Origin of the sequence: Streptomyces sp. NPDC058371, assembly GCF_042723265.1 — a bacterium.
GTDB lineage: Bacteria > Actinomycetota > Actinomycetes > Streptomycetales > Streptomycetaceae > Streptomyces.
Genome location: NZ_JBHXJC010000016.1, coordinates 1 through 22,030 on the forward strand (window position 1 = coordinate 1; position 22,030 = coordinate 22,030).

22 protein-coding genes and 1 riboswitch are annotated in these 22,030 nt (G+C 68.8%); of the genes, 9 read left to right on the top strand and 13 right to left on the bottom strand.

Annotation, left to right across the window (positions count from 1 at the left end):
• Positions 1-70: 70 nt before the first annotated feature.
• Positions 71-523, bottom strand: a complete 453-nt coding sequence (locus ACFWM2_RS33525) for a GNAT family N-acetyltransferase (protein ID WP_383287800.1) — start codon at positions 521-523, stop codon at positions 71-73.
• A 9-nt stretch (positions 524-532) separates the two neighbouring features.
• Positions 533-1,021, bottom strand: a complete 489-nt coding sequence (locus tag ACFWM2_RS33530) for a MarR family winged helix-turn-helix transcriptional regulator (RefSeq protein WP_383287802.1) — start codon at positions 1,019-1,021, stop codon at positions 533-535.
• A 142-nt stretch (positions 1,022-1,163) separates the two neighbouring features.
• On the opposite strand from ACFWM2_RS33530, the gene ACFWM2_RS33535 reads away from it, so the two are divergent.
• On the top strand, positions 1,164-2,372 hold the full coding sequence (locus ACFWM2_RS33535) for an MFS transporter (protein ID WP_383287804.1): 1,209 nt from the start codon (positions 1,164-1,166) through the stop codon (positions 2,370-2,372).
• Between the two features lie 122 nt (positions 2,373-2,494).
• Complete coding sequence (locus ACFWM2_RS33540; protein ID WP_383287806.1) at positions 2,495-2,917, top strand: heme-binding protein; 423 nt, start codon at positions 2,495-2,497, stop codon at positions 2,915-2,917.
• A gap of 84 nt (positions 2,918-3,001) precedes the next feature.
• On the opposite strand, the gene ACFWM2_RS33545 is transcribed toward ACFWM2_RS33540, so the two are convergent.
• Together ACFWM2_RS33545 and ACFWM2_RS33550 are read right to left on the bottom strand one after the other, a co-directional pair.
• Positions 3,002-3,868 carry a GNAT family N-acetyltransferase gene (locus ACFWM2_RS33545; RefSeq protein WP_383287808.1) on the bottom strand — a complete coding sequence of 289 codons (867 nt, stop codon included), beginning with the start codon at positions 3,866-3,868 and terminating at the stop codon, positions 3,002-3,004.
• Between the two features lie 985 nt (positions 3,869-4,853).
• Positions 4,854-5,228 carry a hypothetical protein gene (locus ACFWM2_RS33550; protein ID WP_383288185.1) on the bottom strand — a complete coding sequence of 125 codons (375 nt, stop codon included), beginning with the start codon at positions 5,226-5,228 and terminating at the stop codon, positions 4,854-4,856.
• Here ACFWM2_RS33550 and ACFWM2_RS33555 point away from each other — a divergent pair.
• Entirely contained in the window at positions 5,113-6,591 is a 1,479-nt protein-coding gene (locus tag ACFWM2_RS33555) for a globin domain-containing protein (RefSeq protein ID WP_383288145.1), read from the top strand. The genes ACFWM2_RS33550 and ACFWM2_RS33555 overlap by 116 nt on opposite strands.
• Before the next feature lie 144 nt (positions 6,592-6,735).
• On the opposite strand, the gene ACFWM2_RS33560 is transcribed toward ACFWM2_RS33555, so the two are convergent.
• The 8 genes from ACFWM2_RS33560 to ACFWM2_RS33595 all read right to left on the bottom strand — a co-directional run bounded on the left by ACFWM2_RS33560 (position 6,736) and on the right by ACFWM2_RS33595 (position 13,236).
• The gene (locus tag ACFWM2_RS33560; RefSeq protein WP_383287810.1) at positions 6,736-7,218 is read right to left on the bottom strand and encodes an NUDIX domain-containing protein; all 483 of its coding nucleotides are present in this window, start codon (positions 7,216-7,218) and stop codon (positions 6,736-6,738) included.
• A gap of 67 nt (positions 7,219-7,285) precedes the next feature.
• Positions 7,286-8,191, bottom strand: coding sequence for a LysR family transcriptional regulator (locus tag ACFWM2_RS33565; protein ID WP_383287812.1), 906 nt, complete (start codon positions 8,189-8,191; stop codon positions 7,286-7,288).
• 279 nt (positions 8,192-8,470) lie between these two features.
• Entirely contained in the window at positions 8,471-8,977 is a 507-nt protein-coding gene (locus tag ACFWM2_RS33570) for a hypothetical protein (RefSeq protein WP_383288148.1), read from the bottom strand.
• Complete coding sequence (locus ACFWM2_RS33575) at positions 8,977-10,434, bottom strand: hypothetical protein (protein WP_383287814.1); 1,458 nt, start codon at positions 10,432-10,434, stop codon at positions 8,977-8,979. The genes ACFWM2_RS33570 and ACFWM2_RS33575 overlap by 1 nt, the downstream gene beginning before the upstream one ends.
• A gap of 62 nt (positions 10,435-10,496) precedes the next feature.
• Complete coding sequence (locus ACFWM2_RS33580) at positions 10,497-10,931, bottom strand: hypothetical protein (protein ID WP_383287816.1); 435 nt, start codon at positions 10,929-10,931, stop codon at positions 10,497-10,499.
• Between the two features lie 274 nt (positions 10,932-11,205).
• The gene (locus ACFWM2_RS33585; RefSeq protein ID WP_383287818.1) at positions 11,206-12,360 is read right to left on the bottom strand and encodes a cystathionine gamma-lyase; all 1,155 of its coding nucleotides are present in this window, start codon (positions 12,358-12,360) and stop codon (positions 11,206-11,208) included.
• Positions 12,357-12,848, bottom strand: a complete 492-nt coding sequence (locus ACFWM2_RS33590) for a low molecular weight protein-tyrosine-phosphatase (protein WP_383287820.1) — start codon at positions 12,846-12,848, stop codon at positions 12,357-12,359. Before ACFWM2_RS33590 ends, ACFWM2_RS33585 begins: the two co-directional genes overlap by 4 nt.
• Positions 12,849-12,855: 7 nt before the next feature.
• Entirely contained in the window at positions 12,856-13,236 is a 381-nt protein-coding gene (locus ACFWM2_RS33595; RefSeq protein WP_383287822.1) for a phage holin family protein, read from the bottom strand.
• Positions 13,237-13,317: 81 nt separating this feature from the next.
• Here ACFWM2_RS33595 and ACFWM2_RS33600 point away from each other — a divergent pair, with 81 nt between their 5' ends.
• The 4 genes from ACFWM2_RS33600 (at position 13,318) to ACFWM2_RS33615 (ending at position 15,889) form a co-directional block, all read left to right on the top strand.
• Positions 13,318-13,635, top strand: a complete 318-nt coding sequence (locus ACFWM2_RS33600; RefSeq protein WP_383287824.1) for a cupin domain-containing protein — start codon at positions 13,318-13,320, stop codon at positions 13,633-13,635.
• Positions 13,636-13,798: 163 nt separating this feature from the next.
• Entirely contained in the window at positions 13,799-14,011 is a 213-nt protein-coding gene (locus tag ACFWM2_RS33605) for a DUF5326 family protein (RefSeq protein ID WP_383287826.1), read from the top strand.
• A 606-nt stretch (positions 14,012-14,617) separates the two neighbouring features.
• Entirely contained in the window at positions 14,618-15,352 is a 735-nt protein-coding gene (locus ACFWM2_RS33610; protein ID WP_383288151.1) for an IclR family transcriptional regulator, read from the top strand.
• 99 nt (positions 15,353-15,451) lie between these two features.
• Positions 15,452-15,889 (top strand): SsgA family sporulation/cell division regulator, encoded by a 438-nt coding sequence (locus ACFWM2_RS33615; protein WP_383287828.1) that lies wholly within the window; start codon positions 15,452-15,454, stop codon positions 15,887-15,889.
• Between the two features lie 199 nt (positions 15,890-16,088).
• Here ACFWM2_RS33615 and ACFWM2_RS33620 read toward each other — a convergent pair whose 3' ends face one another.
• Entirely contained in the window at positions 16,089-17,582 is a 1,494-nt protein-coding gene (locus tag ACFWM2_RS33620; protein ID WP_383287830.1) for a YibE/F family protein, read from the bottom strand.
• A gap of 71 nt (positions 17,583-17,653) precedes the next feature.
• Positions 17,654-17,810, top strand: a riboswitch (TPP riboswitch).
• Here ACFWM2_RS33620 and thiC point away from each other — a divergent pair.
• Both thiC and ACFWM2_RS33630 read left to right on the top strand, forming a co-directional pair.
• Positions 17,803-19,632 (top strand): phosphomethylpyrimidine synthase ThiC, encoded by a 1,830-nt coding sequence (gene thiC, locus ACFWM2_RS33625; RefSeq protein ID WP_383287832.1) that lies wholly within the window; start codon positions 17,803-17,805, stop codon positions 19,630-19,632. Its footprint overlaps the riboswitch before it by 8 nt.
• Positions 19,633-20,277: 645 nt before the next feature.
• Complete coding sequence (locus ACFWM2_RS33630) at positions 20,278-21,705, top strand: VWA domain-containing protein (RefSeq protein WP_383287834.1); 1,428 nt, start codon at positions 20,278-20,280, stop codon at positions 21,703-21,705.
• The last annotated feature ends 325 nt before the right edge of the window (positions 21,706-22,030 follow it).

Genomic DNA, 22,030 nt, shown 5'->3' on the forward strand with positions numbered 1-22,030 from the left:
GTGCCGTCTCACCCTCTCTCCTCTTTCTCCCCCCCCCCCCCCCCCCCCGGCTCCGTACGGCGAAGGCGCCTCAGAGCGGCAGCTTGAAGCCGACATGCGAGGCCGTGAAGCCCAGCCGCTCGTAGAAGCGGTGAGCGTCGGTGCGGGTGGCGTCCGAGGTCAGCTGGACCAACTGGCAGCCCTGGCGCCGTGATTCGTCGACTGCCCACTCGATGAGGAGGCTGCCGAGGCCACTGCCTCGTTCGTCGGCATGGACACGCACGCCTTCGATGGTCGAGCGGGTGGCTCCCTTGCGGGAGAGCCCGGGGATGACCGTGAGCTGGAGGGTGCCGATGACGTGGCCCTCGCGTACGGCGACCATCAGGTGCTGATTGGGGTCGGCGTTCAGACGCTCAAGCGCCGCCAGGTACGGGGTCAAGTCGTCCGGAGACTCGCGCTCGGCGCCCAGTGGATCGTCAGCGAGCATCGCGACGACGGCTGGGACGTCGTCTGCACCGGCCCGGCGTATCTCAAGATCTCCCATGGCGGCACCCTACGCGGGGACGTCGACCGGCGGCGGGGCCAGCGCCGCTACGTTCACCGATTCCACGACCCGGACCAGCGGGGCCAGCTCCGGGTTCCTCGCTGCCTCGTCGAGCGCCTCGCGCAGGGCGGTGTCGTTGGTGGGCCGGGCCTCTTCCAAGAGCTCGAGGCCTGTCTCGCTCACATTCGTGTAGATGCCGCGGCGGTCGGTCGGGCACAGGTAGCGCGAGAGGAGCCCACGGTCCTCGAGCCGTGTGACCAGGCGCGTGGTGGCGCTCTGGCTGAGGAGGACCGCGTCGGCGACCTGCTTCATCTGCAGATGACCGCCGTCACCGTCGTGCTGCCGGCTGAGCACGTCGAGCAGGGAGTACTCCCGCACGCTCAGGCCGTGCTTGGCCTGCAGGGCGCGCTCGATGTGCGCCTCGATCCTCCCGTGCAGCAGGGAGAGGGTGCACCACCCCTGAGCAAGGGCAGTGAGCGCGGGGTCCGTCGCTGTCATGGCGTTCTCCTCCGTCCCGTAGCGGCTGAAACCAGGATAGAGCACGGGTGCAATAGACCGCACTTGCATGTAACCCGCGTCTGCAACTATTGTGAACGCACGTAAAGAGCTCCTGCAATCTTCTGGGAAGGTGTCCCCACCCATGCCTCTCGCGCTTCTGGCCCTCGCGATCGGGGCCTTCGGAATCGGAACCACGGAATTCGTGATCATGGGCGTGCTGCCCCAGGTCGCCGGCGACTTCGGTGTCTCCATCCCCACGGCCGGGCTTCTCGTGACCGGCTATGCCCTGGGCGTGATGATCGGCGCTCCGATCATGACCGCGCTCGGTACGAAGGTGTCCCGCAAGCGGATGCTGATGCTGCTCATGGGGTTGTTCGTCCTCGGCAACCTCCTCTCCGCCGTCGCTCCGACCTTCGGGCTGATGCTGGTGGGCCGGGTGGTCGCCTCCCTCGCCCACGGAGCCTTCTTCGGCATCGGTTCGGTGGTCGCCGCCGAACTGGTCGCACCGGAGAAGAAGGCCGGCGCCATCGCCATGATGTTCAGCGGACTGACGATCGCCAACGTCGTCGGTGTCCCGCTGGGCACGATGATCGGGCAGTCCGCCGGCTGGCGCGTCACCTTCGCCGGAGTGGCCGCACTCGGGGTGATCGGATTCCTGGGCATCGCCAAGCTGGTGCCCGACATGCCGAAGCCCGAAGGCGTCCACCTCCGCCACGAGCTGGCCGCGTTCAAGAACATCCAGGTGCTGCTCGCCATGGCGATGACCGTTCTCGGCTTCGGCGGCGTCTTCGCGGCCATCACCTACATCGCGCCGATGATGACGCACGTCGCGGGATTCGCCGACGGCTCTGTGACCTGGCTGCTGGTCCTCTTCGGCCTCGGCATGGTGGGCGGGAACCTCATCGGCGGCAAGTTCGCCGACCGCGCACTGATGCCGATGCTGTACGTGTCCCTGGGCGGCCTGGCCGTCGTGCTGGCGCTCTTCACGGTGACCGCGCACAACAAGATCCTCGCGGCCGTCACGATCGCCCTGATCGGCGCCCTGGGCTTCGCGACCGTGCCTCCGCTGCAGAAGCGCGTCCTCGACCAGGCGCACGGCGCCCCCACGCTCGCGTCGGCCGTGAACATCGGCGCCTTCAACCTCGGCAACGCCCTTTCGGCCTGGCTCGGCGGAATGGTGATCGCCGCGGGCATGGGCTACACCGCCCCGAACTGGGTCGGCGCCGCTCTCGCCGCCGGAGCCCTGGTCCTGGCCGTGGTCTCGGCCGCCCTGGAGCGCCGCAGCAAGTCCGCCAGCACGGTCGCCACGGGTACCGCGCCCACCGAGCAGCCCGCTGCCGTCCAGTACTGATCCGGTCCGGATCGGGTGCAGGGCCATTTCCGTCCGGCACTGCCACCTCGTAATCCCCAGAGTCGAGCGCTCTCGGCACACCGCAGCGCTCAGTACCAACCCCCACAAGGAGAAATCCCCTCATGAGCACCACCACCGCCGTCGCGCCCCTCACCATCCAGGACGCAGAGCTCCTCGTCTCCGCGGCCAACCGTGCCGCCGAGGCCTCCGGAGTCACCGTCAGCGTCTCCGTTCTGGACGCGGGCGGGAACCTGCTCGCCTTCCGGCGTGACGACCGCGCCGTGCTGATCTCCGGCGAGACCAGCACCCGCAAGGCCTACACGGCGCTTCAGCTGAACTCCCCGACCGCCGATCTGGTCGAGGCGGTCCAGCCGGGTGGGCTCCTCCACACCCTGCCCACCGCGCTGGACCGGCCGCTGCTGTTCCTCGCGGGTGGAGTTCCGGTCCACCGTGACGGCCGGCTGATCGGCTCGATCGGTGTCGGGGGCGGAGCGCCGGACCAGGACCACGGGTTCGCCGTCGTCGCGGTGGAGTCCCTCGTCTGACCTCACCTAGTGCACCTGTGCACCTGTGTGGAAAGCGCCGGTCCCCGACAGTTGTGTCGGGGACCGGCGCTTTGCGTCAGGCGCTCAGCCCGCCGCCACCGTCAGCGGAGCGAAACGGCGCGTCCAGTCGCCCGGCAGCTCCGGGACTCCGTACGTCATGACCGCGTTGAAACCGACGGGCGCAAGGCCGCGCTCCTTCGCCCAGGCAAGGAGCTCGTCGTGCCGTACGTCGATGTCGGTGCGGAGCGGGCGGTCCGTGTGCGCGGCCAGCGAGGCGAGGAGGGCCTTGGCCGTCTCCGTGTCACGGGCGATGAGCGGACCCACCACATGGGTCTCCATGTTGGGCCAGGCGGCCGCGTAGCCGATGATGCGGCCGTTCTCCTCGGCGACGCGCAACTGGTCGGCGAAGGCGGGCAGGCGGGTGATCACATGGGTGCGATCGGAGCCGAAGACCTCTTCGTCCAGTCGGAGGATCGTGACGAGGTCCTCGGCGGTGGCCGGCCGGGTGGCGACCCCGGGTTGTGGCCCGCCCGGCCTGAAGTGGCCGCTCACCATCTCGGCCCGGCCGATGGCTTTGAAGCCCAGCTCCTCATAGAGCGGACGGCCGTACGGGGTGGCATGCAGCGTCAGCGGAGTCGTGCTCATCTCCGCGACGACATGCTGCATCAGCCGCCGCCCGACACCTTTGCGGGCATGACGCTCGGCGACCAGCACCATGCCGATCGCCGCCAGATCGGGGCGATCCTGCGGCCCGTACTCAGTGACGACGCAGGCGGTGACCAGGCCGCCCTGGGGGTCATCGATGCCGTAGCCGGTCCCTGCCGCGAGGAGCAGACCCCACTTGTGTTCTTCGCGGGGCCAGCCCCGGTTCTCGGAGAGGTCGGCGCAGGCCGTGACGTCGCGAAGCGTCAGGCGGCGGATGGGCAGAGCGGCGAGGGAAGGTGTTGGCACGCAGGTCAGGCTGTCTGACACGCCCCCATGGCGTCCACCGGTTTGCGTACAGACACACGCGCTTTTGGCCAACTCGTACACAACCGCACAGCGAGTGGACAGATGTTTCACGTGAAACAGGGCATGTGCAACGACTGGGACGTATGTGACGGCCGAAGCGGCGCCGCCGACGTGCAGATCGCGGACCGGCTCTGTGAAGAGTTCGGGTTGGGCTGTGCAGGCTGCGCCGCCCACGGCGGCTCACCGTCGGGTCGGCACCTCGCCGGTGCCCTGCCGATATCCGCCGCGGCAATAGCGGTCCGGCATCAGGCGGGCTCCGTCGGCCATCACTGAGGGGATCGGAGCCTATGGGACGCCTGTGAATTGGGCCGGCGCGCCCGGTAATTGAAGGAATTGGTGAGGAGGTCCCACCGATTCGCGGTGACGCAAGGGGGGACTTGTGTGTGAGCCGTCGGCCGGTATGGTCGACTCCGGTTTGCGCCGGGCGTGATGGACACACACTCCACGAGGGCACGAACGCAGGCCAAAGCAGCCTAACGGGACAGAGAGATCGAAGACCCGCATTCCCCGTTATGCGACCGGGGTGTTGACTCGGGGTGGGACGCTGCGGTGAGAGGAGTGCGGCCAATGTCACACTCTCGCCTTACTTGTCCGTACGGAGCCGGAATGCGGGTTGAATGTGCCCGCATTGGCCGATGGGACCGAACGGAGAAGTAACGCAAGCCGTCTGCGGGGGAAAGTACGCATTTTCCGACCGAGGAAGTGCGGGGACCGACCGAAAGATGTTCGAGGCGAGGCACACCATGGACGCTCCGACCACTACGCCGGCCGACAACGGCACTTCCGGCGGCAACGGCGGGGGCGGCTGGTTCGCGCCGCGCAAGCAGCCGGCGCCCGTCGGAGATGGTCACGAGGCGCCCGAGGGGACCCGCCTCGCAGCGCTGCGTCCCGTCGGCAGGCCAGTGACCGACGAGGACACCGCGGATCAGGAGCGAATACGCCAGGCGCCGGAGACGGCAGCGTCGGCCGCGCCCGGTGGAGAGGCCTCCGAGCCTTCGGCCGCGCCCGGCCGGCCCACCCCAAAGCATGCGTCCGCGCGCACCGACTCGACCCGGTCGAGCGAGTCTCCCTCGACCGAGGGCCGCCTCAAGAGCGGCTCTCCCCGGCCGGCCGGCGCCTCGCCGAGCCCGTCCACGCCGACCGGACCGGCCGCGGGAGCGTCACCCACGCCCGCCGCGCCGACCCTGGGGGCGTCAGCCCCGCCCACCGAACCGGCCCCGGCGCCTTCACCGTCGCCCGTCGCGCCGGCCTCGGCGCCGTCACCCACGCCCGCCGAACCGACCCCGCTGAACCCCGCCATGCCGGGTCCCGCCCACGCCCACCGGCCCGCGGCCACAGGCACTGAGCAGATACGGCGCGAGCCGGAGCCGACGCACGAGGCCGCTGCCGCAGGTGCCCGCTCGACGGTCGGGCATGCCGAGCCGGAGCCACACCGCGTCGACCCGGCGCCGGACGTGTCACCCCGGCCCGAACCGCACCCGAACGGTGCCCCGAGCCCAGCCCCGGAACCGCGGGTGCCGGCCCAGCGGCCCGCGTCGGCGGAGGACGCGTCCCCCGACGCCATCCTGATCCGCCGGACCATGGCCGAGGTCGGCCCGGTCGCCGACAAGGTCACCTCGTACTTCTACGCCCTGCTCTTCGTCCGCCACCCCGATCTGCGGTCGCTGTTTCCCGCCGCGATGGACACCCAACGGGACCGGCTGCTCAAGGCGCTGCTGACGGCGGCCGAGCACATCGACAACACCGACGTCCTCGTCGCGTATCTGCAGAACCTCGGCCGGGGCCACCGCAAGTACGGCACGCGGCCGGAGCACTACCCGGCCGTCGGTGAATGCCTCATCGGCTCGCTCAGCCACTACGCCGCCGCGATCTGGGACAAGGAGACCGAGGCCGCCTGGGTACGGGCGTACACGACGATCTCCCAGGTGATGATCGACGCGGCGGCGACCGACGAACTGCGGGCCCCTGCCTGGTGGTACGCGGAGGTCGTCGCGCACGATCTGCGGACCTCGGACATCGCGGTGCTCACGGTCCGTCCGGACCAGCCGTACCCCTTCCTCGCCGGGCAGTACGCCAGCCTGGAGACGCCCTGGTGGCCGCGGATCTGGCGGCACTACTCGTTCGCCTCGGCGCCGCGTTCCGACGGACTGCTGTCGTTCCATGTGAAGGCGGTCCCGGCCGGCTGGGTCTCCAACGCACTGGTGCACCGGGCCCGGCCCGGCGACATCATCAGGCTCGGGCCGCCGGCCGGCACGATGACCGTCGACCACACCACCGAGAGCGGACTGCTCTGCCTGGGCGGTGGCACGGGCATCGCCCCCATCAAGGCGCTGGTCGAGGATGTCGCCGAGCACGGCGAGCGGCGCCCGGTGGAGGTCTTCTACGGCGCGCGGACGGGACACGACCTGTACGACATCGACACGATGCTGCGGCTTCAGCAGAGCCATCCCTGGCTCTCGGTGCGGCCGGTCGTGGACCAGCAGGCGCACCTGCAGCTCCCGGACGCCGTCCGCGAGTACGGGCCGTGGAACGAGTACGACGCCTACCTCTCGGGGCCGCCCGGCATGATCCGCAGCGGTATGGACGCCCTGCGGGACGTCGGTATCCCGTCGGACCGCATCCGGCACGACTCGGTGGAGGAGCTCGTCGCGGCGGGGGACTGATCGCGGCCGCCGCCGGCAGCGGCGGACGGACGGTGCTCCGCTGGGCACGCCAGGGCCGAGCGCAGTGCTTGAGCACCTGCGTCGGCCGCAGAGCCTGGCCTGGATGCCTAGCCCGGCAGCACGGCCGTGCAGTGGCGCGCGGGATCAGCCCAGATCGGGCGCATGCATCGCCCGTACGCCCTCGATGTTGCCGTCGAGATAGTGCCGCAGGGACAGCGGCACGAGATGGACGGACGCGATGCCGACCCGGGTGAAGGGGATCCGGACGATCTCGTACTCGCCGCACGGCTCGTCCATCTCCGGACCGTGCCGTTGGGCGGTGTCCATGGATTCGAGGTGGCAGACGAAGAAGTGCTGCACCTTTACGCCGGTGGCGCCGCCGTCCTCCCCGATGTGCTCGACGGTGTCCACGAAGCAGGGCACCACGTCGATGATCTTGGCGCCGAGCTCCTCGTGCACCTCGCGGTGGAGCGCGTCGACGACGGTTGTGTCCTCCGGTTCGACCCCGCCGCCCGGGGTGAGCCAGTAGGGATCCATGCCGGGCTTGGTCCGCTTGATGAGGATCAGGTCGTTGCCATCGAGCAGGATGGCGCGAGCGGTGCGCTTGACCACGGGTCGGACGGTCATGGGAGGAATGTGGCCCGGCTGGTTCCACGTGAAACATCGCGAGGTCGGGAGACCCGTAGGAAGGGCCTCAGACCCACTCGGTCGCTGCGCGCAGCAGCCATTCGTGCGCCCGCGCGATATGCGGCATGGCCAGTGTGCCGGTGCGCACCACCAGGAAGTAGGTACGCAGCGGGGGCACCGCCGGATCGAGCAGCGCCACGACGTCGCCGGCCTCCAGGGCGGCGGAGCACAGATAACGCGGCAGCACCGCGAGACCCGCACCCGCGGCGGCACAGGCGAGGACGGCGCGCAGATCGGGTACGACGACCGTGCCCGAGCCGGCCGGGCGGGAGTCGAAGACGTAGGCCCAGTAGCGGGCGACGAGCGGCAGCGACTCGTGCACCTCGACGACGGGCAGGCCTTCCAGTGCGTGGGCGCCCCTGCGCCGGAGCTTTCCGGGGCCGATCTGGGCGGCCCAGCGTGGGGCCGCGACCAGGACGTGCTCCTCGTCGCAGAGAGCGCTGGCGGTGAGCAGGGCCCCTCGCGGGCGGGCCGTCGTAATGGCCAGATCGTGATGGCCGGCAGCGAGTCCCTCCAGCGCCTCCTCGGTGTTTCCGAAGGAGGCGCGCAGCGCGAAACCCTGTCCGTCGTCACCTATGAGCTCGGTGAGGGCGGGCAGTGCCCGTTCCGCGGTGAACTCCGGTGGGCCGGCCAGGTGCAGGGTGCGAACCGAGGAGTCCTCGTCGAGGCCGGTCTCGGTGATCTCCACCAGGGCGTCGAGATGGGGCGCGGCCTTGTGGGCGAGTTCGTCGCCGATCGTCGTCGGTGTCACCCCGCGGGCCTGGCGCAGGAAAAGAGGGCGCCCCAACTGGCGTTCCAGGGTGCGGATCTGGGCGGTCACGGCCGGCTGTGAAAGCCCGAGCAGCGCGGCGGCACGGGTGAAGGAACCGGCCCGGTGCACAGTGATGAACGTGCGCAGCAAGGCCAGGTCCATGGTGCCCCTCCCCTCCCGGCACCACCGGCCGAGCCCCAACTATAAATAAGTCGATAGGCCTCTGTCGCTACCGTGATTGGACACTGACACAGAGTCAACTAGCCTAGTGCGCGCGGTTCTTCGCGCGCAGAACCGCGGCGGTCCGAGCCACGAGGGGGGAGGCTCGGACCGCCGGTCTTCCGTGCGTCGACACGTGCAAACAGCGAGGCTGGACACCGCTGTGCTTCACTTCCCCAGAAAACCCCTAGATCTCCGCGCTGGGTGCCGTTCTCCGCCGTGTCAGAACGCCTGAAGGTAGACCCTCGCCTGATCGCCTTTGAGGGGCTGGACGTAGATCTCGATCCACTGAACTTTCCTGCGGCGGTCGTCGCTCACGCACGGTGGGCACACTCCTGCCCAGCGTGTTCCCTTCACGGTCTGTGGCTCGGCCAGCCCGAGGTGCTCGAATCGCTCTCCCTCCGGGGCGAAGTCCTTCTTCTTCGCCTTCAGTGGCTCCTCGGAGTGCAGGTCCTTCGCGATGTCTTCGGCGTTCTTCTCCCTGGTGACGAAGGAGAGGAGGTAGATGTCTTCCTGAGGGTTGATCTGGACAGCGCCTTTGACTCCTGTGGTGTCCTCGGGGACCGACACGTTCATGAACGCGGATGCCTCGGCTGCACCCGCCTCCTTGTCCCATTGCCAGTCACGTCCCTCAGCGACGCGGCGATCGCCGCCGTCCGAGCTGGAGCACGAGGCAAGGAGAAGGGCGGTTGCCAGTGCCGCGAAGAAGTGGGCACCACGTCGGATCATCACCGGTTCTCCTCGTCACCGCGGGACACGTCTCCACGGCTACCTTCACGGCCCTGGTCCGGCGGGGTCACAGCCGGGGGCGTGTCACTGTTCAGGTCGTACCTGTAGGCCGAGCTGCTGCCGCGCATGTCGAATTCCTGGGCGAGGCCCGTTTTGTGCAGACGGCCCATCTCGGAGTCCGGGATCTCCACGCCTCCGGGGAAGTTGGTGGACTTGCCGGCGTCCCAGTTGTAGCGGTCCCATACGTTGGCCTGGTAGTCGAGCGAGATCTTGGGTTTGCCGTTCTCCCCGGGGCTGACGGTGACCATCCCCGACACGTTCTGCTGGTGCGACCCAACCGCGTGGAACCACTCGTCACTCCCGAAGGTGCGACCGACCGCATGGCTCTCCACGGGCACGACGACTGTCTTGTTGCCGCCGGCCTTCTCGAACGCTTCGAGCCCCTGCTGACGCCACGTGTCCTGATTCTGGGCGATGTGGACCCCGACGTCGTCGCGAAATGTGGAGTCGTCCTGCAGGATACGGTCCACGTCCAGGTCCAGCGGTTCGCCGGTCTTGCCCAGGTAGTGCTCCATGTTGCGTGACGCCGCGTTTTCGCCGGTGAAGTCGCCGCCGGCCGCGATGGCCTGCGCTCGGGACAGGAACCACAGATCCTTGGCCGTGGGGTCCTCGGTGTCGAATGCTCCGGAGCCTGGGTCAGGCGAGTGCCACTTGTACAGCGGACTCATGACGCCTGCCTTGCGCAGTTCGTCCCCCTTCTCCTGGAGGAGGATTGCGCGGGTGACCGGATCAAGATCGTGCCACCACTCGCCGATCGCGCGCTTGCCCTTGGGGATGTGCTGCGCCTTCGCTGTCTCCTCCAGGGACGGGTACGGGTTCGCCCTCGCCTCCCGGTTGAAACCACCCACTGTGCCGTCCAGGAGATTCGAGTCCCGCGTCAGGGAGTCGAGGGCGAGCTTGAACCCCTCGTCGGCATTGTTCACTGCCTTCACGGCCGCGTCGATCTGTTCACCCCAGCTGCGCGCCGCCGTACGGGCACTCTCCTGGTACCTGGGGTCATGCACGTAGGCGACGTACGCACCGCGTTCGAGGTTGGAGGTATCGAAGGCGACGACACCGCGCTCCGACACCCGCATACCGGCCTTCACGGCATCGTCCCGGACGTCCTCGATCTCCTTCCGCAGCCTGGTGAACTCGGCGTGCGCGTCCCGAATCAGCTTGGCCACGACCTTCGCCTCGCTCCGCGCGCCCCGGTACTCCTTGAGCGTCACGTCGAAGCGTGCGGTACCCGCGTTCGCGCTCAGACCCACCCAGGTGCCCCCCAGGGAGACGCCGTGGACTTCCTTCTCGTAACTTCCCGCAAGCTTGTCGAAGTCCTTGGCCATGGCGTCCCAGTCATCGGCGGCCGTAGTCAGCTTCGACAAATCGGTGCCCATGATCTCGTAGTACGTTGCCACGGCTGAACTTCTTTCAGTGGACTCGTAGTTCGGAAGGTGAGGAGCTCAGGAGGCCAGGACAGTCAGAAAAAGTCCAGCGCGGAGGACTTCCGTACGCCCAGCCCCACCGTTGTGTCGGTGCCCTGCAAGAGGGTGTTCGTGGCCCGCAGCGCCGTCTTCTCCAACCCGAGGCGGTTCATCAGCGTCGTCAACGACTCGCCCCATGTCTTGCGTGCGGTCGTCAAAGCAGACCCAGTAAGCCAGCCCTCGCCGTCGTGCGCTCCGAACTCCTTGGCCGCGGCGCCGGTACTCTCGCGCGCCTGGGTCCCGGCCTTGTGGGTCTCCGGCTCCAGGTGTTTTTCGATCGCCTCGGCTGCCTTCTTCTTCCGCCCCGGAGTCGACACGAGGTCCTTGCCACCCGTCGTGCCCCCGCCACCGCCCCCATCGAGAGGGGCCACATGGTTCACGTGCATCTGAGTCTGCGTCGCCGTACCTGGCGACGTATCACCTTCGGTCACGATTCCTCCCCCGAGCGTGATCGCGATCCGGCAACCTTACGAGAAATTCGTCTGGGGCAGCAAAGGTTCGCTGCGACGGATGGGATCGCCGGTGGCTCAATAACACCCCGCCGCGACAACACACTTGGCTCGCTCCAGGGCGTCAACCTCAAGGTCACTCACCGCACCCTGGTCCGAGCCACGAGGGGGGAGGCTCGGACCGTCTGCTGTCTCTGCTTCGGGCCGATTCTTCGGGCAGGCGGATTGGCTGACTGGCCCGTTGCTCAGGAGTCGGTCAGTCGGTCGACTCGTCGAGGGCGCGTAGGACGTCCGGTACCAGGTCCTGGGGATCCTCGGCTCCGGCGGAGAGGCGGATGAAGCCCTCCGGCACCGCGTCGCCGCCCCAACGGCCGCGTCGCTCCGCGGTGGAGCGCACCCCGCCGAAGCTGGTCGCGTCGTCCACGAGGCGCAGCGCGTCGAGGAAACGTTCGGCACGCGCGCGCGTGGGCAGCGTGAAGGACACCACGCACCCGAAGCGGCGCATCTGCTGGGAGGCGATCTTGTGCGAGGGGTCGTCGGGCAGCCCGGGATAGCGCAGCCCGCTCACTTCCGGGCGGCCACGCAGCGCCTCGGCGATCGCGAGGGCATTGGCGTTCTGCCGCTCGGCACGCAGATGCAGCGTGGCGAGCGAGCGGTGTGCGAGCCACGCCTCCATGGGACCGGGGATCGCGCCCACGATCTTGCGCCAGCGCCGGACCGGCGCCATCAGATCGGCGTCGCGCGCGGTCACGTATCCGAGCAGGACGTCGCCGTGCCCGGTGAGCATCTTGGTGCCGCTGGCCACCGAGAAGTCGGCGCCCAGTTCCAGCGGACGCTGGCCGAGCGGGGTCGCCAGGGTGTTGTCGACGGCCACGAGGGTGCCCTGGGCGTGGGCCGCGGTGACGAGCCGCCGGACGTCGCACACGTCGAGACCGGGGTTGGACGGGGTCTCGATCCACAGCAGCTTCGCGCCGTCGAGTACGTCGAGTTGGGCGTCGCCACCGGTCGGCGCGGTGCGCACCTCGATGCCGTACGCGGTCAGCTGCTCGCGTACCAGAGGCAGGACCTGGTAGCCGTCGTTCGGCAGGACCACCACGTCGCCGGCGCGCAGCTGGGAGAAGAGGACCGCCGAGATGGCGGCCATACCGGAGGGGAAGGCCAACGTCAGGACGCCGTCCTGGCCGGGCGCCTCCAGCTCGCCGATCGCGCGTTCCAGCAGCGTCCAGGTCGGGTTCTCGTCGCGGCCGTAGGTGTACGGGCCCGTCGGGTCGCCCGGCAGATGGAAGTGCGCCGCGAAGACGGGACCCGGGAGGGTCGGCTCGTACTTGACCGGGTCCGGAAGTCCGGCCCGCACCGCGCGCGTGCCGTCGCCTGTCTCCGAACCGAACGCGGCGAAATCCCCGGATGTCATGCTGCCCGTCCCTCCACGTGCTCGAGTGTCGCGGCGAGCAGTCCGTCGCTCGCCGCCTCCACCATCTCAAGACACTCCTCGAAGCCGTCCATACGTCCGTAATACGGATCGGGAACGTCCAGGTCAGCGCCCGCGGCAGGGTCGTACGAGCGCAGCAGCCTGACCTTCTCCGCATCCGCCGGCGTGGGGGCGAGGCGGCGGAGGGCCCGCAGATGACCGGAGTCGAGAGCGATCACGAGGTCCAGCCGGGAGAACCAGGAGGCCTGGAACTGCCGGGCCGTGTGATCGCTCGTATAGCCGTTCGCCTCCAGGACGGCGATGGTGCGCGGGTCGGCGCCGTCGCCCTCGTGCCAGCCGCCGGTGCCCGCGCTGTCCACCTCGATCAGGCCGTCGAGTCCGGCCTCCCCGACGCGGGCCCGGAAGACGGACTCCGCCATCGGGGAGCGGCAGATGTTGCCCGTGCAGACGAAGCACACGCGATAGGGCATGCGGTCCTCAGTCCTTGCCGTCGGGCAGCACGACGTTCAGCGCCCAGGACACGACCGAGATGATCAGGCCGCCCAGTACGGCGGTCCAGAAGCCCTCCACGTGGAAGCTGAGGTCGAGCTTGTCGGACAGCCACGAGGTCAGCAGCAGCATCAGGGCGTTCACCACGAGGGTGATCAGGCCGAGCGTGAGAATGAACAGGGGGAAGGTCAGCACCTTCACGACCGGCTTGACCAGGAAGTTGACCAGTCCGAAGACCAGCGCGACCAGAATCAGCGTGCCGATCTTCTTGCCCGTGCTGTCACCGGTCAGAGTGATCTTGTCGAGCAGCCAGACCGCGACGGCCAGGGCCCCCGCGTTGGCGAGCGTCTTGACTACGAAATTCTTCATGTGTCTGATCGTGGCAGACGAGATCCATTCATGAGAACGGTCGTGATCACGGCCACCCGCGCACGAGAGCGAACGAGGGCGATGAAGGCATTCCGGCTGGACGAACTGGAGGCGGAACGCGCCGCCAACGACGGTGCCTACCTGCAGTTCCTGCGCGAGCGGAACATGTCGGCCGGCCTGTACGCGCTCGACGCGGGTGAGCAGGACCCCCAGAAGCCCCACCAGCAGGACGAGGTGTACTTCGTCGTCAGCGGCCGCGCCTCGATCACGGTCGGCCTGGAGACGACCCAGGTGGCGCGCGGCAGTGTCGTCTACGTGCCCGCGGGGGTCGGTCACAAGTTCCACCACATCACGGAGGACCTGCGGGTTCTGGTGGTGTTCTCTCCCCCCGAGAGCTGACCGCGGACTCAGGGTTCCCTAGGGGACCGGTCAGGGGAGGACAAGGGATGCGAGGCCCCCGTCGGCCCCCCTTCTCGCTCTAGCATCGAGTGCAGGACATCAGAGAACCCGGAAGAACCGCCCCGGCCTTGGGGCAACGGGCGGAGAGGTAAGGACAAGGGCGATGCGAGAGCTTTTCAACGGTATGCCGTGGTGGGTCAAGTGGGTCGCGGTGCCGGTCATCGCCCTGGTGGTGTTCGGCGGTCTGATAGCGAGCGTCGTCGGCTTCGTCATCGGCCTGCTCTTCAAGCTGCTGGTCTTCGTCGCCCTGGTCGGCGGACTCATCTACGTGGTGCGGAAGTTCACGTCGAGCTCCTCCTCGCGCAGCGACTGGTGACGTGCGAGCGGGTGAGCCGGTGAGGGAGCCGGGGTGAGCAACCGGTCGGGGGCCGACCGGTAACGGGCAGGTCGATCAGGGGAACCCGAGGTTCCCTCGGCCGGGGGAAGTTTTCCGGCAGGCCCGTCGGCGAGCGGTGAGGGGCGATTAAAGTCCGGACTTCGACGCGGGATTTCCCGCGGGCAGCGCACGCCCCCTCCCGTGTTCCCCCGCACGGGGGCCCTCCTCGCGCTCCGGGAGTGACCCTTGGCCACGGTTGACACCACACCCGCCGACCCCACACCCGCAAAGACACCCACCCTGCCCGTCCAGCCGCGTACGTCGCCGGAGGAAGCAGGCCTCTCGCGTACGTCGCCGGAACGAGCACGCCCTTCACGTGCGGCGCCCGGGGAGGCAAATCCCTCGCGTACGGCGTCCGAGGAAGCGAATTCCTTGCGTACGGCGCCGGAGGAAGCGCGCCGTCCGCGTACGGCGCCCGAGGAAGCACGCTGTCCGGATACGTCGGCCGGAGCGGCGCACACCTCGCCGCGGACCCGGCTCGCGGGGCCGCACGCGTCGCTCGCGGAACAGCCCCCCGCACCACCGGATCCGCACCCCACGACCCTCATCGGGTCCGTGCAGCGGGCGATGCGGCTGCTGGAGGCGGTCGCCGCACGCGAGGGCGGAGCACCCGCCAAGCAACTGGCGCGCGAGGCCGGGCTCGCGCTTCCCACGGCGTACCACCTGCTGCGCACCCTGACCCACGAGGGCTATCTCCACCGCGAGAAGGGGCTGTTCTTCCTCGGTGAGGCCGCTGAGCGGCTGAGCAGCAGCGGAGCACAGCAGAAACGTCGCAGCACGGTGAACGAGGCGCTCGCCAGATGGCGCGATTCGATCGGTGCCCCGGTGTACTACGCGGTCTACCGCGAGGGCGAGATCGAGGTCATGTCCGTCGCCGAGAGCCCGGGCAATCCGGCCGTGGAGGAGTGGGCGGACTTCCGGGAGACCGGTCACGCCCATGCGATCGGCCAGTGTCTGCTGTCCCAACTGGACGAGGACGCCCGGCGGGACCACCTCGACCGCTACCCGGTCCAGTCCCTCACGCCGTACACGGTGCGTGACGAGCGCACCCTGTTGCGGCGTCTGGAACGCATGGGGCGGATGGAACCAGTCGTGGAACGACAGGCATATGCGCTGGGAACCGTCTGCGCCGCGATCCCTCTCACCGCAGGGACAACGGCCGCGACCATGGCCATTTCCCTGCCCTTTCACCAGGCGGAGCGGCTGCTTCCCGCGGCACGGCAATTGCAGGCCGAGATCGGCAGGCTGCTAGGGACACTCACGATCTCTATCAGCATCTGAAAACTCACTCCTTGTAATCTGCCATGTACTTTCTGCAAGATGCCACCAGCGTCAGGGGGACGATTCCTGGCCAGTCGACGGCAAACTCCGGGGTAGGCGATGCGCGAGTCGGTGCAGGCAGAGGTCATGATGAGCTTTCTCGTGTCGGAGGAGCTCGCCTTCCGTATTCCGGTGGAGCTGCGATATGAGACTTGTGATCCTTTTGCCGTGCGGCTGACTTTTCATCTGCCCGGTGATGCTCCGGTGACCTGGACATTCGGGCGGGAGTTGCTGATCGACGGCGTGGGCCGGGCCTGCGGCGACGGGGATGTGCGGATCTCGCCGGCGGACCCGGAGGCATTCGGTGAGGTGCTGATCCGGCTTCAGGTGGGCGGCGACCACGCGCTGTTCCGGTCCGGCACGGCACCGCTCGTGGCATTCCTCGACCGCACGGACAAGCTGGTGCCGCTCGGGCAGGAGCGCTCTCTCGCCGACTTCGACACCCATCTCGACGAGGCGTTGGACCGCATCCTCGCGGAGGAGCAGAGCGCGGGCTGAGACGCGCCGCGCCCCTCAAGTGGCGTAACGCTTCCTCACCCAGAGGTGGCGTTCCAACGCTCGCGTTCAGAGGGGCCTGTGCCGCTCCCGCGAGGCGCTCCCGCGATGGGTCCTGTGCCGTTTCGGCGCGGGGGCCTGATCCGCTCCCGTCCAGGGGATCCGTACGGCTCCCGTTCAGGAGCCCGTGCACCCGGCGGCGTCAGTGCTTGCGGCGGCGGCCCTTGCCGCCGCGGGCCGGAGTCCGGGCACTCGCGGGCGCCGGAGCCCCCGTGCCGCTCGGGCGGTCCGCGGAGACCACCAGGGCCGCCAGCGCCGTGGTCACCGGTACGGACGCCACCAGGCCGATCGAGCCGACCAGCGTGCGCACGATCTCCTCGGCGACCAGCTCGCTGTTGGCGACCGTGCCGACGCTGCTCTGCGCGATCGAGAAGAGCAGCAGCAGGGGGAGGGCCGCACCCGCGTACGCCAGTACGAGGGTGTTGACGACGGAGGCGATGTGGTCGCGGCCGATCCGGATGCCCGCCCGGTACAGCCCGCGCCAGCCCATCGTCGGATTGGCCTCGTGCAGCTCCCAGACGGCCGACGTCTGCGTCACCGTCACATCGTCGAGCACACCGAGCGAGCCGATGATCACACCGGCGAGGAGCAGACCGCTCATGTCGATGGACGGATACAGGCCATGGATCAGGCCGGTGTTGTCGTCCACGTTGCCGGTCAGCGCGGCCCAGCCGATGAACGCGGAGCCCAGCAGGCCGATCAGCACCAGCGAGAGCAGCGTGCCGACCACCGCCACCGAGGTACGGGCCGACAGGCCGTGGCACATGTAGAGGGCGATCAGCATGATGGCGCTGGCGCCGATCACGGCCACCACCAGGGGGTTCGAGCCCTGCAGGATCGCCGGCAGGATGAAGAGCGTCAGGATCAGGAAGCTGACGGCGAGCGCGATCAGCGCCATGAGACCGCGCATCCGGCCCACCACCACGACGGCCAGCGCGAAGATCCCGGCGAGCACCGCCATGGGGATCTTGCGGTTCACATCGGTGACCGAGTACTGCAGGTTCTTGGGCGCGGAGGGCTCGTACGCGACCACGACCTTCTCGCTCTGGTGCAACTGGCGTGACTGGTCGGGCTGGACGATCTCCGTGAACGTACGGCCCTTGTCCTTGCCGGTGTCGATCCGGATCGTCGCCTTCTTGCAGTCGCCCGTCGCCTGTTGTTGTGCCGAGGAGCCCTCGGGCGTCGAGGTGTCACCGGTCGGGGTGTCCCCCGAGGCGTTCACGGACTTGCAGTCCACCTGGTCGACCCTGGTGACCGTGGCCTGCTGGGTCTGCCGGTCGAAACCGACGCCGGTGCGTTCGTGCGAGGGAGCGCCGCCCGGCCAGAACACGGCCAGGCCGACAACGACCGCGGCCGCGAAGGGGATCAGGACGGCGGCGATGACCTTGCGCAGGTGCTTGGAGACCGGGGCCGCGGGGCCATGGCTGTGCGAGTGGCCGTGTCCGTGACCGTCGCCGGGGCCGTGCGCGTCACCGGAGCCGGAGCCGGATCCGGGTCCGCCGCCGTTCCCGTGACCATTGTCACCGTCCGGCCCGTGCCCGTGCCCGTCGCCCGGACCCCGCCCGTGGCCGTCGCCCGGACCCCGTCCACGCGGCGGCTCGGACGGTGGGAACGGTGGCTGCTGCGTCGTGGTCACCGACCGATCATCGCAAGAACGGCAGGGGCCCTCTGTTCACCGCGCCAGATATGACGCTAGCGTGGAGGCACCTTTGCACACGCGGGAGCTCGGAGCACCGGGCTGAGAGGGCGCTGACCTTCGTCTCAGCGATGTTTCACATGAAACATCGGCAGACGGAACTCGCTGCGTCGACCGCCGAACCTGTTACCGGGTAATGCCGGCGTAGGGAGTAGGTCTCATGACCATCAAGGACGTACGCACGCCTGCCTCCAGCCAGACGGACGGAGCGAGTGCTCCGGCCGGCGACGGTGGGGCCCCCGCCTCCACCGAGAGCGGCGAGGCCGGGAAGTCCATCGGCTGGCACAAGGCATACGTCGAGGGCTCTCGCCCCGACCTGCGGGTGCCGGTCCGTCAGGTGCACCTCACCAACGGGCAGTCGGTCACGCTGTACGACACCTCGGGCCCGTACACCGATCCGACCGTCGACACCGACGTCCGCAGGGGGCTGGCACCGCTGCGCGAGAACTGGATCATCGCCCGCGGTGACACCGAGGAGTACGCGGGCCGTCCCGTGCGCCCCGAGGACGACGGAATCAAGCACACCTCACCGCGCGGGGGGCTCAGGAACCTCGACGCGGTCTTCCCGGGGCGGCCGCGGCAGCCGCGCCGGGGGCGTCCCGGGGAGGCCGTCACCCAGCTCGCGTACGCCCGCCGCGGGGAGATCACGCCCGAGATGGAGTTCGTGGCGGTCCGGGAGAACGTCGACCCCGAGGTCGTACGCGAGGAGATCGCCGCCGGCCGCGCGGTGCTGCCCGTGAACGTCAACCACCCGGAGATCGAGCCGATGATCATCGGCAAGCGCTTCCTGGTGAAGGTCAACGCCAACATCGGCAACTCGGCGGTCACCTCTTCCATCGAGGAGGAGGTGGACAAGATGACGTGGGCGACGAAGTGGGGCGCCGACACGGTCATGGACCTGTCCACCGGCCGCAACATCCACACCACCCGTGAGTGGGTGCTGCGCAACTCCCCCGTGCCCATCGGCACGGTGCCGCTCTACCAGGCGCTGGAGAAGGTCGACGGCCGTGCCGAGGAGCTGACCTGGGAGATCTACAAGGACACGGTCGTCGAGCAGGCCGAGCAGGGCGTGGACTACATGACGGTGCACGCGGGCGTGCGCCTTCCGTACGTGCCGCTCACCGCGAACCGCAAGACGGGCATCGTCTCGCGCGGCGGCTCGATCATGGCCGCGTGGTGCCTCGCGCACCACAAGGAGTCGTTCCTGTACGAGAACTTCGAGGAGCTCTGCGAGATCCTCGCCGCCTACGACGTCACGTACTCGCTCGGCGACGGGCTGCGGCCCGGGTCGATCGCGGACGCCAACGATGCCGCTCAGTTCGCGGAGTTGAGGACGCTCGGGGAACTCAACACGGTCGCGAAGCGTTTCAACGTACAGACCATGATCGAGGGCCCGGGCCATGTCCCGATGCACAAGATCAAGGAGAACATCGACCTTCAGCAGGAGATCTGCGAGGAGGCGCCGTTCTACACCCTCGGCCCGCTGACGACGGATGTCGCGCCGGCGTACGACCACATCACCTCCGGCATCGGCGCCGCGATGATCGCCTGGTGGGGCACGGCCATGCTCTGCTACGTCACGCCCAAGGAGCACCTGGGCCTGCCCAACCGTGACGACGTCAAGACCGGCGTCATCACATACAAGATCGCCGCACACGCGGCCGACCTCGCCAAGGGGCACCCCGGCGCTCAGGAATGGGACGACGCGCTGTCCGACGCCCGCTTCGAGTTCCGCTGGGAGGACCAGTTCAATCTGGCCCTCGACCCGGACACGGCACGGGAGTTCCACGACGAGACCCTCCCGGCCGAGCCCGCCAAGACGGCCCACTTCTGCTCGATGTGCGGGCCGAAGTTCTGCTCGATGAAGATCTCCCACGACATCCGCCGCGAACACGGCGGTTCCCAGGCGGAGATCGAGGAGGGCATGGCGCAGAAGTCCAAGGAGTTCGCGGCCGCGGGGAACCGGGTCTATCTGCCGCTGGCCGACTGACCGCTGGAACGGCGGTGTTCCTCGGGGTTGTCGACCGAGGAACACCGCCGCATTTCGGTGGCGCTGGGCATTCCTCAGGCGCTCGATCTGTTTTTTGAGCAGTTCGGTGGGGAAGAAGGCGGGACTGCCACCCACCTTCATCGTGTCGAACGTCGCGATGGTGGTACCGACTCGCACGACGACGTATCGATCGATCCGTGGGACTTTCCTGTCCGGCCCGCCCTTCTTGGACGGCGGGAGCGTGGCAGGGATGGTCACACGGAAGCGCACTGCTTCGTCGCCGATGTCCAAGGACTTCTCGGCAGCCATCTTCGCCTGGTACTTCCCGGTATAGCCCTCTCCGGTGAAGGACTTGCACGTCTTCAGCCCGTTGCGTACCTGATCGAAGGCCTGCTGAGCCCCCGTGCCCTCGTAAGCCGCAAGGGTGGAGCCCCTCGGATAGATATCGCCGTTCCAGTTGAAGACCTGGGTCACAAGGGAAGACGCGGCCGCCCAGCGCTTCGGCAGGCGGTTTCCGGTCTCGGTACGGCCTGTGACCGGTGCTGCTTCGGGGAGTGTCCCCGGCGTTCTCGGCCCGGCGCGCCACCCGATCCGAGAGGTCGGGAAGGTGTTCTTCGGCTCTCTCGGGTCGGCAGACTGGTGGGCATGACAGCCAGGTCGATGAGCAAGGGTGCCAACTTTCCCGTCCGTTCTGCCACGGTGCGTGCCGAGCTTTCCTGGTCCGCGGGACCCGGCGTGCCCGATGCCGATGCCTCGGCGCTGCTGCTGACCCCGGCCGGCCGCGTGCGTGACGACGGTGACTTCGTGTTCTACAACCAGCCCCACCATGCGTCCAACGCCGTAAGGCACCTCGGAAAGCGGACGGCTTCCGGAGTCACGACGGACACGATTGAGGTGGACCTGCGTTCAGTGGAGGCGGCCGTCGAGCGGGTCGTGCTGTGCGCGTCGGCCGACGGCGGGACGTTCGGTCAGATGTCCGGACTGACGATGCGCCTGCTCGACGCCGGGACGCAGGTCGAACTCGCGCGGTTCGACATGGCGGCCACGACGGAGACGGCGTTCATCGGCGGCGAGTTGTATCTGCGCGGCGACCAGTGGAAGTTCCGTGCCGTCGGGCAGGGGTACGCCTCCGGGCTCGCCGGACTGGCCACGGACTTCGGTATCAGCGTCGATGAGGATCAGCCCCAGACCTCGTCCGCCGTGCCGACGGCACCAGTGGGAGCACCTCTCCCGCCACCCCCGGCAGCACCTCCCGCTCGTCCCGTCGTGCCACCCGCCGCACCGCCCGTACCGCCTCCCGGTCCCCAGCGGGACACCGGCGAGGAGCGGCTGCCCGTGGACATGCGCAAGCGTCTGTCGCTGCGCAAGGAACAAGTGGCGGTCAGTCTGCGCAAGCACGGAGCGGTCGGCGTCACCGCGCGCGTCATCCTGGTCCTCGACGCTTCCGGCTCCATGTCCTTCCTGTACTCCAAGGGCGTCATGACCGACGTCGTGGAGCGCATGGCCGCCGTGGCGGCGCAGTTGGACGACGACGGAGAGATGCAGGCCTGGACCTTCGCCTCGCAGCCGGCCCGACTGCCTGATCTGCGGGTGGGCGAGCTCCCCGACTGGCTGGCTCTCCACGTCCGGGTCGGTGAACTGAGCCTCTTCCGCCGGAGCAAGAAGCCGAAGAAGGGTCTGCGACCGGGGCAGGTGGACATGCGGACGGTCGGCATCCAGAACGAGGAACAGAAGGTGATCGCCCAAGTCCGTGCGTACGTCGGTGAGAACCCGGCCGCCGCCCCCACGCTGGTGCTCTTCTTCTCCGACGGAGGCGTCTACCGCAACGCCGAGATCGAGCGCGAGCTCCGGGCAGCGGTGGACGAGCCGATCTTCTGGCAGTTCGTGGGCCTGGGGAGGTCCAACTACGGGGTGCTGGAGCGGTTCGACACCCTTCCGGGCCGCCGCGTCGACAACGTCGGGTTCTTCGCCGTGGACGACATCAGCACCGTCCCCGACCCGGAGCTGTACGACCGGCTGCTGTCCGAGTTCCCGGCCTGGATCACTGCCGCCCGTCAGGCGGGCATCTGGTGATGCGGCCGTGCTGGATGGCCCTTGTGTGACCTGAGTGATCTGTGTGCTGAGTGATCTGCGTAGGCCGTGAGCCAACTGGACGCTACGGCGGTGGCGGTGGCGGTGGCGGTGGTGGTGGCGGTGGTGGTGGCGGTGGCCCAAGCTGTCGGCCTGCGCTCCCCCGGGTGGGGGCGCAAGCCGAGACGCGACCCCGGTGACTCGACGGGCCGGCCGGGCGCGACCCCGGCCATCCGCCGGGCCGAGGCGCGACCCAGGCGACCCGCCGGCCCGAAGTGCGCCCCGGCGACCCGCCGGGTCGACGTACAAACCCGGCGATCCGCCGCGC

Excerpts from the sequence above, each read along its gene's own strand:
- ACFWM2_RS33525 (WP_383287800.1), bottom strand. The coding sequence starts at position 523 with ATGGGAGATCTTGAGATACGCCGGGCCGGTGCAGACGACGTCCCAGCC.
- ACFWM2_RS33530 (WP_383287802.1), bottom strand. The coding sequence starts at position 1,021 with ATGACAGCGACGGACCCCGCGCTCACTGCCCTTGCTCAGGGGTGGTGC.
- ACFWM2_RS33535 (WP_383287804.1), top strand. The coding sequence starts at position 1,164 with ATGCCTCTCGCGCTTCTGGCCCTCGCGATCGGGGCCTTCGGAATCGGA.
- ACFWM2_RS33540 (WP_383287806.1), top strand. The coding sequence starts at position 2,495 with ATGAGCACCACCACCGCCGTCGCGCCCCTCACCATCCAGGACGCAGAG.
- ACFWM2_RS33550 (WP_383288185.1), bottom strand. The coding sequence starts at position 5,228 with ATGGCGGGGTTCAGCGGGGTCGGTTCGGCGGGCGTGGGTGACGGCGCC.
- ACFWM2_RS33560 (WP_383287810.1), bottom strand. The coding sequence starts at position 7,218 with ATGACCGTCCGACCCGTGGTCAAGCGCACCGCTCGCGCCATCCTGCTC.
- ACFWM2_RS33565 (WP_383287812.1), bottom strand. The coding sequence starts at position 8,191 with ATGGACCTGGCCTTGCTGCGCACGTTCATCACTGTGCACCGGGCCGGT.
- ACFWM2_RS33570 (WP_383288148.1), bottom strand. The coding sequence starts at position 8,977 with ATGATCCGACGTGGTGCCCACTTCTTCGCGGCACTGGCAACCGCCCTT.
- ACFWM2_RS33585 (WP_383287818.1), bottom strand. The coding sequence starts at position 12,360 with ATGACATCCGGGGATTTCGCCGCGTTCGGTTCGGAGACAGGCGACGGC.
- ACFWM2_RS33590 (WP_383287820.1), bottom strand. The coding sequence starts at position 12,848 with ATGCCCTATCGCGTGTGCTTCGTCTGCACGGGCAACATCTGCCGCTCC.
- ACFWM2_RS33595 (WP_383287822.1), bottom strand. The coding sequence starts at position 13,236 with ATGAAGAATTTCGTAGTCAAGACGCTCGCCAACGCGGGGGCCCTGGCC.
- ACFWM2_RS33600 (WP_383287824.1), top strand. The coding sequence starts at position 13,318 with ATGAAGGCATTCCGGCTGGACGAACTGGAGGCGGAACGCGCCGCCAAC.
- ACFWM2_RS33605 (WP_383287826.1), top strand. The coding sequence starts at position 13,799 with ATGCGAGAGCTTTTCAACGGTATGCCGTGGTGGGTCAAGTGGGTCGCG.
- ACFWM2_RS33615 (WP_383287828.1), top strand. The coding sequence starts at position 15,452 with ATGCGCGAGTCGGTGCAGGCAGAGGTCATGATGAGCTTTCTCGTGTCG.
- thiC (WP_383287832.1), top strand. The coding sequence starts at position 17,803 with ATGACCATCAAGGACGTACGCACGCCTGCCTCCAGCCAGACGGACGGA.
- ACFWM2_RS33630 (WP_383287834.1), top strand. The coding sequence starts at position 20,278 with ATGACAGCCAGGTCGATGAGCAAGGGTGCCAACTTTCCCGTCCGTTCT.